Source organism: Rubidibacter lacunae KORDI 51-2 (assembly GCF_000473895.1).
In the GTDB taxonomy this organism is placed as follows: Bacteria; Cyanobacteriota; Cyanobacteriia; order Cyanobacteriales; family Rubidibacteraceae; genus Rubidibacter; species Rubidibacter lacunae.
In genome coordinates, this window is sequence record NZ_ASSJ01000031.1 from 16,020 (window position 1) to 31,383 (window position 15,364).

13 protein-coding genes are annotated in these 15,364 nt (G+C 54.1%); 10 read left to right on the top strand and 3 right to left on the bottom strand.

The features are described from left to right. The first annotated feature begins 115 nt into the window (after positions 1–115). From KR51_RS05360 to psb29, 3 genes are all read left to right on the top strand, one after another. Positions 116–661: a response regulator gene (locus tag KR51_RS05360; RefSeq protein ID WP_022605647.1), complete on the top strand. Its 546-nt coding sequence runs from the start codon at positions 116–118 to the stop codon at positions 659–661. Positions 662–728: 67 nt separating this feature from the next. Continuing rightward, the gene (locus KR51_RS05365; protein WP_022605649.1) at positions 729–929 is read left to right on the top strand and encodes a hypothetical protein; all 201 of its coding nucleotides are present in this window, start codon (positions 729–731) and stop codon (positions 927–929) included. A 459-nt stretch (positions 930–1,388) separates the two neighbouring features. After that, positions 1,389–2,144 carry a photosystem II biogenesis protein Psp29 gene (gene psb29 / locus KR51_RS05370; protein ID WP_040655274.1) on the top strand — a complete coding sequence of 252 codons (756 nt, stop codon included), beginning with the start codon at positions 1,389–1,391 and terminating at the stop codon, positions 2,142–2,144. A 379-nt stretch (positions 2,145–2,523) separates the two neighbouring features. Here psb29 and trxA read toward each other — a convergent pair whose 3' ends face one another. After that, complete coding sequence (gene trxA / locus KR51_RS05375) at positions 2,524–2,844, bottom strand: thioredoxin (protein ID WP_022605653.1); 321 nt, start codon at positions 2,842–2,844, stop codon at positions 2,524–2,526. A 100-nt stretch (positions 2,845–2,944) separates the two neighbouring features. On the opposite strand from trxA, the gene fabG reads away from it, so the two are divergent. Beyond that, positions 2,945–3,688 (top strand): 3-oxoacyl-[acyl-carrier-protein] reductase, encoded by a 744-nt coding sequence (fabG, locus tag KR51_RS05380; protein ID WP_022605655.1) that lies wholly within the window; start codon positions 2,945–2,947, stop codon positions 3,686–3,688. 242 nt (positions 3,689–3,930) lie between these two features. After that, positions 3,931–5,730, top strand: coding sequence for a ShlB/FhaC/HecB family hemolysin secretion/activation protein (locus KR51_RS05385; protein WP_084202401.1), 1,800 nt, complete (start codon positions 3,931–3,933; stop codon positions 5,728–5,730). A 214-nt stretch (positions 5,731–5,944) separates the two neighbouring features. On the opposite strand, the gene ribBA is transcribed toward KR51_RS05385, so the two are convergent. After that, positions 5,945–7,627, bottom strand: a complete 1,683-nt coding sequence (gene ribBA, locus KR51_RS05390) for a bifunctional 3,4-dihydroxy-2-butanone-4-phosphate synthase/GTP cyclohydrolase II (protein ID WP_022605660.1) — start codon at positions 7,625–7,627, stop codon at positions 5,945–5,947. Between the two features lie 343 nt (positions 7,628–7,970). Here ribBA and argC point away from each other — a divergent pair, with 343 nt between their 5' ends. From argC to KR51_RS05410, 5 genes are all read left to right on the top strand, one after another. Next, the gene (gene argC / locus KR51_RS05395) at positions 7,971–9,029 is read left to right on the top strand and encodes an N-acetyl-gamma-glutamyl-phosphate reductase (RefSeq protein ID WP_022605662.1); all 1,059 of its coding nucleotides are present in this window, start codon (positions 7,971–7,973) and stop codon (positions 9,027–9,029) included. A gap of 144 nt (positions 9,030–9,173) precedes the next feature. Next, positions 9,174–9,761 carry a biotin transporter BioY gene (locus KR51_RS05400; protein WP_022605664.1) on the top strand — a complete coding sequence of 196 codons (588 nt, stop codon included), beginning with the start codon at positions 9,174–9,176 and terminating at the stop codon, positions 9,759–9,761. 120 nt (positions 9,762–9,881) lie between these two features. Next, positions 9,882–10,367, top strand: coding sequence for a signal peptidase II (gene lspA, locus KR51_RS05405; protein ID WP_022605666.1), 486 nt, complete (start codon positions 9,882–9,884; stop codon positions 10,365–10,367). A gap of 1,253 nt (positions 10,368–11,620) precedes the next feature. Then, the gene (locus tag KR51_RS19275) at positions 11,621–13,129 is read left to right on the top strand and encodes a hypothetical protein (RefSeq protein ID WP_022605668.1); all 1,509 of its coding nucleotides are present in this window, start codon (positions 11,621–11,623) and stop codon (positions 13,127–13,129) included. A gap of 258 nt (positions 13,130–13,387) precedes the next feature. After that, on the top strand, positions 13,388–14,356 hold the full coding sequence (locus tag KR51_RS05410) for a pyridoxal-phosphate dependent enzyme (protein ID WP_022605670.1): 969 nt from the start codon (positions 13,388–13,390) through the stop codon (positions 14,354–14,356). Between the two features lie 67 nt (positions 14,357–14,423). Here KR51_RS05410 and KR51_RS05415 read toward each other — a convergent pair whose 3' ends face one another. After that, the gene (locus KR51_RS05415) at positions 14,424–15,287 is read right to left on the bottom strand and encodes a PfkB family carbohydrate kinase (protein ID WP_022605672.1); all 864 of its coding nucleotides are present in this window, start codon (positions 15,285–15,287) and stop codon (positions 14,424–14,426) included. Positions 15,288–15,364 lie beyond the last annotated feature (77 nt).

Genomic DNA, 15,364 nt, shown 5'->3' on the forward strand with positions numbered 1-15,364 from the left:
GCCAATGCATAGCGGAAACTGCGGTATAGTGCTCGAAAACGCACTTTTTTGACGCGTTAACTGGCATCTACAAAGCTCGCATCCCTACTGCATCCCAATTTTTGAGGAGTTAGCCGTGGCAGTGCAACGGATCCTAGTCATCGACGACAGTCGGATGATTCGCATGCGGATCATCGACATGCTGCCTACGAACAATGTCGAGGTGATCGAAGCACGGGACGGGCGTGAAGGACTCGAGCTCATTCGCACCCAGAACCCCAACTTGATTTTGCTCGACTTCCTCCTACCTAAGATGAGCGGTTGGGACGTGTATCGAGAAGTCCAGAAGCAACCGCAATTCCGGGCTATTCCGCTCGTGGTTATGTCCGGCCGCAAGGAAGAAGTCACTGAGAAGCTGCCCGAGCCTTTTGAGCACTTTGCCTTTATCGAGAAGCCGTTTGAGAAAGAGCAGCTGATCGAGGCAATTAAAGATGCTCGCACCAAGGTTACCCCGATGCCCAAGCCGGCCGATGCCCCGATCGCAGCTGCACCCGTATCTGATGCAGCCGCAGCGGAGGTCCAGGAATTGCGTACAAAGGTTGCGGCATTGGAGAAAGAAACCGTCCTTCTCAAGAAGCAGCTAGTGCAAATAGTTGCGTTTCTTAAGCGCAAGCTGCGTTAGCCGACAGTTTCTGAGAAATGGATTCGGTCGATCTCGATCCCGAGCAGTTCGCACGTGGTAGAGCATAATGTTGTTTGTTGTCAAAGTACTCGGATTATCGGGGGCGATCGCCGTTTTCATTCGGCTTTACGGTATGGAACGCACCCTGCAGCCAGATGCAACAGCAGCAATGATGGGGGTCTTGACTCTTCCGTTATTGATAGCAGCCGTCCTGGTAACGCGCTGGCTGGCAATTGATCGTACGGAGAGTCCGCAATCCAATCGCTGAAATTCCATCGCCAGTGCTGCTCCATTGGGTTTGTCGGGAAGCCCGACTGACACACTACCCACAGCGGCAGTTTGGCTTTGGCAAACTATCGACATCTGCCCTACCAGACCTTAACTCGCTCCCCAGTCTCCAACTCGCTGCCTAAAAAACTTCTCTAGTCACCATGGCATTGCCGCCCGTCAGAGTAGGTCGGGCAAATGCCTCGGACGAGAAGTCTACTACCTAGGGCTAACGCATATTGAGTACACTGCCACGACTGAATTAGGGATTCAGCGCTCTGTCGAGCTTGAACCGAGCTCTCCGTTCTCAACCAGTCCAGCTCCAGCCTAGCTAATTGTAAAAATGTAGCTGGGGTTCCGAGGATGTGTTTGCCCTAGTCTACGGCCTGGAAATCTTGGCAAAACGGGCAGCCTGGCGCCAGAATGGACTGGTAGCATGTTTTGGATTGGCGACTGTTTCGTGAACACCATCCGCACCGTTTCCGATACTAAGCGCAGCTTTTACACGCTGCACGCTCGCCCGATTAATTCGGTCTACCGGCGCGTGGTGGAAGAGCTGATGGTCGAGATGCACCTGCTTTCGGTCAACACCGATTTTCGTTATGACCCGCTTTACGCCCTCGGCATTACGACCGCGTTCGATCGCTTCATGCTCGGCTACACACCTGCGGAGGACAAGGACTCAATCTTCGGCGCGATCTGCCGCGCCGTAGAATGCGATCCTCAGCAGGTGCGCAGCGATGCCGACCGCGCGCGCGCGCTTACAGAGTCGACGGATGGGGACGCCGTCTCGGCCTGGCTGCGTACTGAGCGAACCTTCGACGGTGACGATATCCTGAACGACTTGCCGGGGGCAATCGCCAACAACCCCCGCTTCAAGTACAGTCGCCTATTCGCAATCGGGCTTTACGCATTTCTCACTGCGGCCGACACCGCGCTGATTGAAGATGAAGACCGTCGCAGAGCAGCGCTTGAGCAAGCCTGCGAAGCACTGAGCCTGCCCCGCGAGAAATTCGAAAAAGACCTCGACCTTTACCGCAGCAATTTGGAGAAAATGGAGCAAGCTCGCCTCGCAATTGAGGACGCACTATTGAGCAGTCGAAAACAGCGCGAACGACGCCAGCAGGAACGAGCTGCCGCAGAAAGCAGCGGCGACACTGAAGCTTCACCTGTCGAGGAGGCTACCGACTCGTCCTCGGAACCATCGACCTCGTAGCCCGCAAGCTCGACAAACTCCGGGAAGGTTGCCGAATTACCTTCGTCGATTACATTGCCGAAGTTCCGCGCTCGCTCGGGAGCTTTGTCAGGGTTTGCTGATAAAGTCCACAAATCAAATCTAGGGGGTAGAGAGCTTATGGAATCAGGCTTTTACCAACAAGCTCCAGCTTTTTGCCTCGGATTCTCGGCCCAAGTGTAAGGGTATTGAGTCTCTGGTGCCTATAACCGTGCACTTTTCTGGCATAGAAAACGCTGAGATCCTTTCATTGAAATAATCCAGCCTTTTTCAGCAAACCCTATGTTACGGGACTAGCGAGCAAGAAAGCGTCCGATATGTGCGACATCCCAACCGTGTTTTCCGGTCGTCCGGGGAGATGCTAGAGGGCTGGCGTCAGGCGCTCGACCAGACGATCTGCATTTAACAATCCTTCAATGCGATCCACGGGCTGTCCGTCGCGAAACAATATCAGCGTTGGCAGCGCTTCGATATCGTAATCCGATGCGAGTTGCGGGTACTTCTCGGTGTCGATCTTGATCACTTGCAGGCGCGTCCCCAACCGTACCTTCACCTCTTCTAGGATCGGAGCCAACATCTGGCACGGACCGCACCAAGTGGCATAAAAGTCCACGAGTAGGGGCGTTTGCGCGCGAGCAAGTAAATCCTGAAAACTAGAAAACTGCTGTTTGACGGTCGCCATAGCTGTCTGTACGTTAAATCTGGCTTGACTGTGGAGGCTTAATTGTAAAGTAGGGATTCGGTCGGACAAGCGATCGCACATAAAAGGAGCATTAAGTTTTATGGAAGCAGCAACAGCCGGAGTTGCCATCGTCACGGGTGCATCGCGAGGCATCGGTCGCGCGATCGCGATCGCCCTTGCCCGAGCTGGATTGAAAGTCATCGTCAACTACGCGCGCTCGGCCGAAGCCGCTGAGGAAGTCGTCGCGGCGATCGCGGCAAGTGGCGGCGAGGCAATTGCTTTTGGAGCTGATGTCGGTCAAGCCGAGCAAGTAGACGCATTAATTAAGACGACCAAAGAGACATTCGGGCGGGTGGACGTGCTGGTAAACAATGCCGGCATCACGCGCGACACGCTGCTACTGCGCATGAAGCACGCCGACTGGCAAGCGGTGATCGACCTCAATCTCACAGGCGTGTTTTTATGCACGCAAGCCGTTAGTAAGCTTATGCTCAAACAGCGCAGCGGTCGCATCATCAACATCGCTTCGGTTGCCGGGCAAATGGGCAATCCCGGGCAAGCTAACTACAGCGCCGCAAAAGCTGGTGTCATCGGCTTCACCAAAACGGTCGCCAAAGAACTAGCCAGTCGCGGCGTCACTGCCAATGCTGTAGCCCCCGGTTTTATTGCCACCGACATGACACGCGACCTTGCTGCCGACGAAATCCTGAAGTTGATACCCCTCGGTCGCTATGGAGAACCGGCAGAGGTTGCTGGCATGGTGCGATTCCTGGCAACCGATCCGGCTGCTGCTTATATTACCGGTCAGACCTTTAATGTCGATGGTGGGATGATTATGGGATGATGGTCTGAACCCAATTGCATGGTGCGCGATCGCCCGCCAAGCCTTTGCCGAGGGTGTAAGAGGAAAGTAGTTTTGTAAACAATAAATGTAGTCCTATAGGTGAGGGTGGCGCAGGTGCAGAACCCGCGGGCAGCGATACTCCGAACCCAGCCCGAGCATCCCACTTCAGGACAACAAAAAAATACTGCTTTTCTCTTAAGCTCGACGGAATCGCGCTAACTTTCAGAGCTTTCTTGGACCTCATGCCTGACTTTTCCCGCGGACATCCAGTTGGAGTTGCTCCTGCACGGATGACCCTGCTGGCTGGAAGCTTTTTACTGTTTGGTTGGTTGACAGGTATGCCGGTGGCGATGGCGCAGTCGCCCCCCTCGCCTCGTCTGACCCAGCAGCCGAGCTCGCTACCGCCCGATCTATCTGGGGAGCCGCCCAACCGCTTCGACCCGCTGCCCGAACGCACGCCCGAGCCCACAACACCGACGCCACTGCCGCCGCCAGTTGAGCTCTTGACACCCAACTCAGAATCCGAGCCGGACGCATCCACTCCAAACGGAGATTTAACGGTTGTGGTCGAGCGCTTCGAGGTTCTTGGCAGCACGGTATTTACACCCGAAGAGCTGGCGAACCTCCTTGCACCCTTTACAAACCGCCCTCTGACCTTTGCCGAGCTGCTCGCCGCGCGCTCGGCCGTCACCGACTTGTACGTCGATAACGGCTATATCTCGTCTGGAGCGCTCATTCCTCCGCAGGAACTCGTCAATGGCGTCGTGACGATCGAAGTCGTGGAAGGCGGGCTCGAAACCATCGACGCGATCGTCAGCGGGGGCAATTTGCGCCCGGCGTACGTTCGCAACCGCATCGCTCTAGCTGCGGATGCACCGCTGAACATCAACCGCCTGCGCGACGCACTACAGCTACTGCAAATCGATCCGCGCGTGGAGCGCTTGGAGGCAGAGCTATCTGCCAGTCCGCAACCGGGATTGAGCCTTTTGACCGTAGAGGTAACGACGGCAAAAACCTTCGGGCTCGACCTAGAGTTCGATAACGGGCGATCGCCGAGTGTCGGAAGTTTCCGCCGTCGCCTCACTCTCTTGGACGAGAATCTAACCGGTATCGGCGACGAGCTGTTCTTAAGCTACACCAATACTACGGGCAGCAACGCCATCGACTTCGAGTACGGGCTACCGGTCAACCCGCGCAACGGGTCGGTGTCATTTGCGTTCGGCTTTAGTAACAACAGCGTCATCGTGGATCCATTTGCCGCACTCGATATCGAGTCGGATTCGCGCTATTACGAGCTGACCTACCGCCAGCCGCTGATCGAAACGCCGCGTCGCGAGTTGGCGGTGGGGTTGACGGTCTCCCGCCTTGCCAGCGACACCGAGCTTTTGAACGTGCCGTTTCCGCTGGCATTCGGGGCGAACGCAGAGGGGGAAACTCGCATCAATGCTCTACGACTCGTGCAGGAGTTCACCCAGCGGGCAGAGCGACAGGTGTTTGCGGTGCGATCGCAGCTCAGCGTTGGCATCGATGCCTTCAATGCGACAACCAACGACGGCGACATCCCAGACTCGAACTTCGTAGCGTGGCGGTTGCAGGGTCAGTTCGTGCGCGCGCTTTACGAGGACGCGTTGTTCGTCGTCCGCGGCGACCTACAGCTGAGCGATCGCCCGCTGGTGTCCCTAGAGCAGTTCAGCGTTGGCGGGTGGCAAAGCGTACGCGGCTATCGCCAGGATTTTTTGCTAACCGATAACGGTGCGCTGATAACGTCAGAAGTGCGCTTGCCGATTTTCCGGGCGCGAAACATTAACGGCGTCTTGCAGATAGTTCCGTTTGTCGATGTCGGTTCGGGCTGGAACAACAACAGCATTCCCGACCCCGATCCGGGCACGTTGGTAGGCATCGGCGCTGGCTTGCTGTGGCAGCAGGGAGATCGCTGGTTCATGCGCGTCGACTACGGTATTCCGCTGGTAGATGATGAGATGGATGGCGACACGCTTCAGGAAGATGGAGTGTATTTCTCGATTGTCGTCTCGCCGTTTTAGCCCATTACGGCCAGCCGCGCCTCAAGCAAACACTCGCACTTGCACGGTAACTAACCACGTTCGGACCCGAATTTGAGGGATTTTGCAACATTGCATCCGAATCGAACCGAGCGTAGCCGAGCAAGAAAAAGCTAATCCCTACCAACACTGCCAGTTGCAATATCCTCGTCCCATCGCGATCGCCAGACTGCTACCCCAACAACAGCGCTTTATTCTAGTCGCACTTGCCAGACTCACAGAAGCTGTAAATCGTCTGCGTTGCCAACTTCTGACAGACGACTGACGGTCTGTCTGCGCCCAGCACGAACGACTGACGATCCAGTCGCATCTGCAGGCCGACCATCGGGTCTTCACCCGGCGAGACGAGAAACTCCAGGCGGAGCACTTTATCCCACGCCCCCAACTCGTCGAGGATCGGTGCAATCGCTCGGATGTAGGGATGATCCGGATCGCGAAACCACTCTGAGGTGGTCAAGTCAGCTTGGTCGAAACCCAAATGCAGGGTCAGATCCGGCTTGCCAAACAAGGCGATCGCCACCGGTCGCGCTTCTTCTTGCACCACCAAACTCTGCCGCCGCGCCAGTTCGCGTACGCACTCCAAGCGCTCGTAACGCTCGGTCGGCGTCGTCGAGTCGCGCCAGGCAATCGCCACGCCAACCAGGTAGCTCTGCAGCAACATGTGGTCGAGCTTGCTGGCTTTAGTAGCCAGGTACGTCGAGTTATACTGAGTGGCTTCAATTAGCAATGGGACGCGCTCGACGACTTCCAAACCGTAGCCCCGCAGTCCGGCAATCTTGCGCGGGTTGTTGGTGATCAGGCGAATCTGGCGCACGCCCAAGTCATTGAGCATCTGCGCGCCCATGCCGTAATCGCGCAGGTCTGCCGGGAAGCCCAGCTTTTCATTTGCTTCCACCGTGTCCAGGCCCATATCCTGCAACGAGTAGGCTTTGAGCTTGTTGAGTAAGCCGATGCCTCGCCCTTCCTGGCGCAGGTACACAACAACGCCTTGACCGGCACTTTCGAGCATCTTCAACGCCGCTTCCAACTGCATCCGGCAGTCACAGCGCATCGACCCCAGCGCGTCTCCGGTCAAACACTCCGAGTGCATGCGGACCAACACTGGATGCTGTCCGAACTCCGCCGGATTGCCCTTGACAACGGCTATGTGCTCGCTGCCGTCGAGTTCGTTGCGGTAGGCATAGATCTCGAACTCACCGAACTGACTGGGAAACTTGCAAATGGTCTCGCGGCGGACGAAGCGATCGTGCTGCAAGCGATACTCGATCAAATCGGCTATGCCGATCAGCTTGAGACCGTGCTTGCGCGCGTAATCGCTTAATTGGGGCAGCCGCGCCATCGATCCGTCCGGATTCTGGATCTCGCAGATGACGCCCGCTGGCTTCATTCCTGCCAGTCGCGCTAGGTCCACAGCCGCTTCCGTGTGTCCGGCTCGCTTGAGAACGCCACCTTCACGTGCCCGAATCGGAAACACGTGCCCCGGGCGGGCGAGATCGTCCGGCTTGGTTGTCGGGTCGAGGGCTGCTTGAATCGTGCGGGCGCGATCCTCGGCAGAAATACCCGTAGTAACGCCCAAGTGACCTGCCGCATCGATGCTGACGGTAAAAGCCGTTTGGTTGCTATCGGTGTTGCGCGTCACCATCAGGGGTAAGTCCAGCGCGTCCAGGCGATCGCCCTTCATTGCCAAGCAGATCAATCCGCGCGCTTCTACGGCCATGAAATTAATGGCATCTGGAGTAATCGCTTCGGCGGCGCAAATCAGATCGCCTTCATTCTCTCGATTCTCGTCATCGACGACGACGACCATGCGACCGGCGCGGATGTCCGCAATTGCGGCTTCAATGTCGTCAAAGATTGGGGACGTGTACTGCGCTTGCACGGGGTGTTGGGATCCGTCTCGACTGGGGAGCAGTTGGAACTGTTAGAGTTACCGATGAGAAATCTTGTAAATTTTTATTAAAATAACGGCTCGGTAACCGATTGTAGCGCGTTCGCAGGAACAGCAGCAGCCTGGGATTGCTGCTGTTGTTCGTCCGGTTTGATACTAAAATGCAGCCATCGCCAGCAGGGTAAGCGCTGCAATGCGCTCGAGCGCTAGGGACTTCCGGGAAAACCCGCTTCACTGCAGGCAACCATCCAGCGGAGACGGGCGAACCTAAGGTCGAACCTAAGGCAGTCAAAGGTAGCACTACAGCACCCAAGCGGAATTGCGAACGAATATTATGGGCGACTCAGACCGCATCCCAGTTGGCATTATCGGCGCGTCCGGCTATGGCGGCGTGCAGCTCGTCCGACTATTGCTCGACCACCCGCGCGTGGAAATCGCCTATCTTGGCGGCGACAGCAGTGCAGGCAGACCTTATGCCGATCTGTATCCCCATCTCGGACATCGCTTTCCGCAGGCGGTTGAGCCCATCGACCTCGACGCGATCGCCGCTCGATGCGAGATCGTGTTTCTGGGGTTGCCCCACGGGCTGGCATACGAACTGGTACCTGGTTTGCTAGAGCGCGGCTGCCGCGTATTCGATTTATCGGCAGATTACCGCTTTCAAAACTTGGACGATTACACGGCGGCTTACAGCATCGATCGCCGCGATCGCGAGGTGGCTGCCAGCGCAGTATACGGTCTGCCAGAGTTATATCGCGGCCGAATCGAGGAGACCCGTTTGGTCGGCTGTCCGGGGTGCTATCCAACGGCCAGTCTGCTGGCACTTGCGCCGCTACTAAAACAAGGGTTGATCGACTTAGAAACCGTGGTGATCGATGCAAAGTCAGGGACGTCCGGCAGCGGGCGCAAGGCGAAGATCGGGATGCTCCTAGCCGAGGCGGACAGCACGGTTACGGCCTACGGCGTGGCCGGACACCGTCACACGCCGGAAATCGAGCAATTGTGCAGCGAGCTGGCCGGTCAGGAGATGCGCGTTCAGTTTACCCCTCATCTCATGCCGATGGTACGCGGGATGCTGGCAACCGTTTATGCCAAGCTGCGCGATCCGGGCTTAGTCCGCGAGGATTTACTGACGATTTACAGCGTGTTTTATCGCAGTTCGCCGTTCGTCCGCGTCCTGCCCAATGGTATCTATCCGCAGACGAAGTGGGCAGCCACTACCAATTCGTGCTACCTCGGCGTTGAGGTCGACCCGCGCACTGGACGCGCGATCGTGATGTCGGCGATCGACAATCTGATTAAAGGGCAGTCCGGTCAGGCCATACAATGCATGAACCTAGCAATGGGCTGGGAGGAAACCTTGGGCTTGCCGTTGCTCGGATTCTATCCATAAGCACACCAGCAGCCAGCATTTGCAAGCAATCAGCTGCCGACCGCGCAGACCCCGATGGCGGCTCGATCCCAGTAGCTTGAGACATCGCATCTCTGGCAGTGGAGACTGTGCTAAACTGCAGGTCGACTCCTCGATTCGGCGCTCGTGTCTTTCTCTTACGAACTCCTCTGGACGTTAATCGGCTTATTGCTGACCATTGGCGGTACGTTCGTCGAAGCCTTCGCCACCAACCCGCCTTGGCAGTGGGGCGATCTCGGTCTTAAAATCCAGACCCTCGGCGTGACCTTTCAAACCGGTGCGGTGTTGTTAACAGGTTGCGTAGGTGGCAAAAAAGCTGGTGCCCTATCACAGGTGGCCTATCTTATGCTCGGGCTCGCCTGGCTGCCGGTTTTCTCACATGGCGGCGGTTGGAGTTATTTGCAGCAGCCGACCTTCGGTTACATACTCGGTTTCGTTCCCGGCGCGTGGCTTTGCGGCTGGCTGGCTTTTCGCGATCGACCGAAAATTGAGATGCTCGTTCTGGCTAGTGCGGCCGGTTTGGTTGTCATCCACGCTTGTGGGTTGCTGTATCTCACCGGACTGGCTTTTATCGGACCGAAGTTTGGAGCAACGGGTCCGCCTCTGCTCGCAGCGCTGTCGGCATATTCTTTGAAACCCCTGCCCGGACAGCTAGCCGTGCTGTGTGCGGCAGCCACTATTGCCTTTGGATTGCGTCAGGTGCAGTTTAATTAAGAGCAAGAGGCATTTCTATCAGGGGTGATTGTCGCTTGCCGTTCCCTGTTCCTAGTCCTGTCTCAAGCTTTCTGCTTACGGACGTTTGGTTTCAGCTCATTGTGAGGTGCGATCGCGCCCGTGAAAAACGCTCGATTTTGGATTGTTGCGATCGTCGGCTTTGCTCTCGATCAGCTGACAAAATTCTGGACCGTGCAGAGCTTTGACCAGATTGGCGATACGCTCCCCCTGTGGTCCGGGGTGTTTCATTTAACTTACGTTCAGAATCCGGGCGCGGCGTTCAGCTTTTTCAGTGAGTCAGGAGGCTGGCTACGCTGGCTGTCGCTAACGGTGAGTGTGGGCTTGGGTATTTACGCTCTCGTAGTGCGTCTGCACCCCCTGGAGCAGGTGGGATTTGGCTGCATTCTTGCCGGTGCTGCCGGCAATGGCGTCGATCGCTTTTTATTCGGTTACGTCGTCGATTTCCTCGACTTCCGGCTGATCGACTTTCCTGTTTTCAATATTGCCGACGTAGCAATCAACATCGGCATTGTGTTGATTCTACTGGATACTTTTCAGCGCTCAAGACCCGAGCGCACGAACAATCGAAAGCAGACGCGCCAGTAACTGGCCTGGCATCGCATAGAGTTTAGAAGAAGTGGTTTATAAGTTGTTATGGAGGCTCAAATCTTTGCTGTCTCTACTTTTTAACCATTCATGAAATGCCAAATGGTACCTATATGATACAAAGTCAAAAAAAGTGGGCGTCGCAAAATAGGGGTTTAAGCGCTCGAACCACCATGCTGAACCCACCAGATATGAAGTGCCCAGACTGCCATTCCGAAGATATTCCCTAGCCTGGATTATTCATGAACTCTTCTGCGGAGACCCTAAACCTTTTGCCGTAAAAGGCTTGCAGACTTTTTCGCTCAATGAAAGTGCGTTTCCATACACGTAAATGGAGCCTAGTCAGAGCAAGGTTTTGAGGTTTCGTCAAAATCTTCGTGAATAGCTTGCTTTAGTACAGACACCGCCACCGCACGCAAAATAACTAATGCAAAGACTGCAAACGCCAATTCGTGGAGTTCTTCTTCCCACGGTGCCACCCTCCCTAGGTCCGAAAGGACTAAGGACTGCCTTCAGGCTCACTCGAAGTCCGTGGCTTCCGCTGTCTCGAGCGCTGTAGCGGGGTCTGACATAACACGGACATAAGCTGGGTTCGCCAAAGAGCAAAATACGGGCCGAAGCTGCCAACCAACAATACCCCTGAACCCGAGATTGGAGAACTCGATAAACTACAGACGTCTATATCTCCAAGAAAAAAGCTTGCACCGAACAGTCGTCAACCCCAATCAACGAGGATTGTGGCGTTGACCCTTGGCGGCCTCAACAAAAGGATTTTTTAAATCGCTAGGGGAGCGAGTGAAAGGAGGAAATTGCTTCTGGTGGGTGACTAACGGCTAAGGAGCAAACAAAAATTTCATCGACGCAGCTACCCACATAGTGAACACGATATACGAGAAGCTAATGGAAGGAGAGAACACGAGGCTGAAGCACTACCCGGTAAAGCTCAGACGCAAGAGCCAGTGCCACTCAAAATCGGAGGGAAACTGAGGCTATCGGTGAGACTTCTGGTTCACAATATGCGCCATCGCCAGATTCCGATTTGAGGTAACCATCCCTTGCTTATGTAATGCCCATATCCGCATTTTGCAATCATTGACGTATCGGTATCGCCATACTATTCTTCGAGGCAGTCCAATCCTGCATGGCTTTTCGGCGGCAAAGTATCGTTTGGCGATCTCGACTTGAGATACTGTGGCAACCTAAACATAGCTAGAGTCTATTCTTTACCAGACAAGGAACTATAAATAATTATCGTGACTAAAATCTCACTTTCTATTGTCAAGAGGTTCGCGTCTATTTTGACGTTTGCCATCCCTTTTTTAGTTAATTATGACTTAATTTTAGATTACTTTTACCGATGCCAAGCCCCTTTTCTGGACACAGGGCTTATTTCAGGAATTATGTGGCGTAATACTTGGGCACTCTACACACCAGAAGTCTCCGGATCGAGCTCTTTTATTCAAACCCACACCACATTTATCTATTGGATTTCCTCAGCAATTAGCTCTGTTTTACCTCTTAATTCCGTACAGAATTTTGGATTGTTTCTAGGTCTTGCGTATGCGATCCAAGCGATTGTTATTTACTATTTCCTACTTTGGCAACAACCAACTTGGCGTACGCATTGGGGATACGTTGGTGCAAGTGGGATTGGGGTCTTATTCGCATTTAACGGTATCACTCAAGCGATGATGGGATACCCACATACTGAAATTGCAGGTTCAGTCCTCCTGATTGCTTTTTTATGTTGTTGGGCTAGTCGACGCTATTATTGGGCGATCGCCCCTTTTGTGTTGTGTCTGATGGTACGAGAAGACTTGGGCTTTCATATTTTCGGAATTCTAGGCTTAGTGTTATTTTCTCAATTATTGAATCGCCAGTTTTGGCAAGATGCTCTCGGGCGTTGGACTTGCAGATTTGCGATAATAGCCTTTCTGTATAGTTGCGGGGCATTGATTTTGCAAGATTTGTTGTTTCAAAATGGAGACGATGCCCTCAGCAGACAATACTTAGGATATCCTCCATTTGCACACATTTCAGCAACACTCCTTAAGGAACGCCTAAGCTTCTACTTGAGTACAAAACAATATCTTTATTTGCCAGCGCTCTCAACCTTTTTCATGGCATTATATCCCTTGCCACGTATGGGATTAACAATTGGCTTTATCGCATATGTTCCCTGGTTCCTCCTACATCTCTTGGCTGTCTCGGAGCAACCGGGACTATTAAAAGGATATTATGCATTTCCCTACGTAGTAAGCTTGGCTTGGCCCCTTATCTGGCCGTGGATACAACACCAGCCGCCATCTCTTAAATCTAAACATTTAGCCGTTCGAGTTTTTATAGTTGGACTAGTTCTCTCAGTTTTTGGAGGTTGGATATCGCCCACAGCAGGAACAGTTGACCTTAGTGCGATTAGCTATAAAGCAGATGTACGAGCTTTTAATGCCTTAGAGAGAGCAATCAATACCTCATCTGATCTAAAACCACTCTACGTGGATGAAAGTGTGGCAACTCTTTTCCCGAAAAACTTTCAACCAAGGGAACGTTTAGAGTCTTACGTTCTAGAGCAAGATCGAGTAGGAACAGTACTTTACTGCGAGCCGAGCTTGGAGTCAAAATCACTCGAGAAGCTACTACGATCTCAATCCTTTGAGGCACAATATCAAGTCCGAAACACGCCCCTAAAAATGCAGACAAATGTTAGTTTCAAAGACCTACATCCTCGTTGGCAGGCCATCTTGGACCCCATAGATCAATAGATTTATTCTCATTCAATGAGATGAGGGTTGATTTTTTTGCGGGTTGAGAAAGCGATCGGCTCGGGGCGTTCGGTTTCTGAGTACCTTAGGATTCAAATTCGCGCATGCAACCGGTGCATGGGGGTTAGCGCTAGTCTTGCCCTCTTTTTTTGAGTCGCTCTCATTTTGGTTGATACCGTCGCAGGGCTGATGCCCAAGGGTTAAACTGAAACTGCTTGGGCAAACCCATGCCTATATTAAAGAGTTGAAATCAGTTTGATGATAGACCAAATCCTCACAGCAGCAAGACGCTTATCAGAGAAAGCTCGTATCACGCCAACAGTAAGATCGATCGCGTTGAATGAAGCACTAGGCGCGGACGTAGTCTTTAAGTGCGAGAACTATCAAAAAATTGGCGCATTTAAGTACAGAGGAGCGTACAACGCCATCTCACAACTCTCACGTGAAAAACTCAGTAGGGGGATGGTTACTTACTCCTCCGGCAACCACGCGCAAGCGGTTGCACGGGTCGGGAAAGAGCTTGGCACTCAAACCGTTATTGTCATGCCAATTTACGCCTCGAGTAAAAAACGTCGAGCAACCGAGAAATATGGAGCTGAGGTGATTCTTCACGACCCCAAGCAAGTCACTTGCAAGCAAGTTGCAAACGATCTACAAAAACAATTTGGCTACGTTATGATTCCGCCGTACGATCATCCCCAAGTTATTGCAGGACAGGGAACTGCAGCACTAGAATTCCTCAGCCAGACCCCACTAGATAGCCTGTTGGTGCCGTGTGGTGGCGGTGGGTTACTTAGCGGCTCGGCGATCGCGGCCAAGCACCTCAATCCAAAGTGCCGGGTCATTGGCATTGAACCCGTACTTGCCGATGACGCAACGCGCTCTTTTCATAGCCGTACGCTTCAGCGTGTCAAGAGCCCTGCCACCATCGCAGACGGTACCCGTGCCGAGTCCTTAGGTTCGCTAACGTTTCCTCTGATTCTGGACTACGTCGACGACATGCGAACGGTATCGGAGCAGGCAATTGTTGAAGCCGTGAGCTTTTTTTTCCATGAAATGAAGCTAGTGGTCGAGCCTTCCGGTGCGCTGGGATTGGCAGCACTGCTCGACGGTGCGATCGAAGCAAACGGCATGGTGGGCGTAATCGTCAGTGGCGGGAACGTTGACGAGCACACCTTGAATCACATCTTGAGTTCTGCCAAACGTGACTTCGTCCACCAGCATTAACCGATACGCTCGTCCGATGCTCTGGTAGGCAGAATTGGTGAGGTTATTATTTTTTGAGCGAATTCAATTAGGGCGAATTCGACAACATCCACTGGCGGGGACCAAAAGACTGACACGCACGCGCTGCGATGCGAGCGGCTGAGGTCAACGCAGTTGGGAACGGCTCGCGCAGGATGTAGTGATAGAAAGCACCATGGAAAATATCGCCCGCACCGAGCGTATCGACCGGCTCGATCGCGGGCACGGAACGTTCACCCGTATTGCCATTGCTACGGTAGGCGATCGCCTGCGAGCCGTGCGTGATCGCAATGTGGGGAATCTGGTAGTAGGCAAGACATGCAAAAACATCCGCATGAGTGCAACAGCCGGGCGGGAAGAAGTTTGCCGAACAGACTGCGTAATCTACGAAGGGCAGCACGGTCTCGAAGCCTGGTTTCCAACTGCCGCCGTCGATCGCCACGGGAATCCCGCGATCGCGAGCTTGGCGCGCCAGTTCGCGACTTATGGACATTTGGTGTCCGTCGATCGCGAAAATGTCTGCGCTATTGAGGGCGTCGGCCGGCAACGCAACCGGGTCGAGTTGCGATCGCGTCGCGTTGATGGAGATAACCGCCCGCTCGCCCGTCCCAGCTGTGACGACAATTGAAGAAACCGGCGGGGGGGCGACGCGATCGGGTGCGAGGTCGAACACCTGCAGGGTTGGGCGATCGAGGTCGGTGCGGATCGTGCGTGCGAGAGGATGGCAGCCGATCGCGCTGAAGAGCTTGGCGCGATTGCCCAGATACGCAAAAGTTACCGCCGCATTGGTGGCGGGACCGCCGGCCGCGATGGTGTAGTCGCTCGCGACAAGTTTTTGGTCGGGCGCCGGAAGCTGCTGGGAAAGGTAGATTAGATCGAGGGTCGTCAAGCCGACAAATATTCCGGTTGCCATTGCGCGCTTGCCTTGCTGCTCGTCGGTCGACTGGTTGCCAACTCCCTATTCTGCCAGTGACAATTGCCCTTGTTACA

What these genes read in the sequence shown, in the direction of transcription:
- KR51_RS05365 (WP_022605649.1), top strand. Translation starts at nt 729, where the DNA reads ATGTTGTTTGTTGTCAAAGTACTCGGATTATCGGGGGCGATCGCCGTT.
- trxA (WP_022605653.1), bottom strand. Translation starts at nt 2,844, where the DNA reads ATGGCGACCGTCAAACAGCAGTTTTCTAGTTTTCAGGATTTACTTGCT.
- fabG (WP_022605655.1), top strand. Translation starts at nt 2,945, where the DNA reads ATGGAAGCAGCAACAGCCGGAGTTGCCATCGTCACGGGTGCATCGCGA.
- KR51_RS05385 (WP_084202401.1), top strand. Translation starts at nt 3,931, where the DNA reads ATGCCTGACTTTTCCCGCGGACATCCAGTTGGAGTTGCTCCTGCACGG.
- argC (WP_022605662.1), top strand. Translation starts at nt 7,971, where the DNA reads ATGGGCGACTCAGACCGCATCCCAGTTGGCATTATCGGCGCGTCCGGC.
- KR51_RS05410 (WP_022605670.1), top strand. Translation starts at nt 13,388, where the DNA reads ATGATAGACCAAATCCTCACAGCAGCAAGACGCTTATCAGAGAAAGCT.
- KR51_RS05415 (WP_022605672.1), bottom strand. Translation starts at nt 15,287, where the DNA reads ATGGCAACCGGAATATTTGTCGGCTTGACGACCCTCGATCTAATCTAC.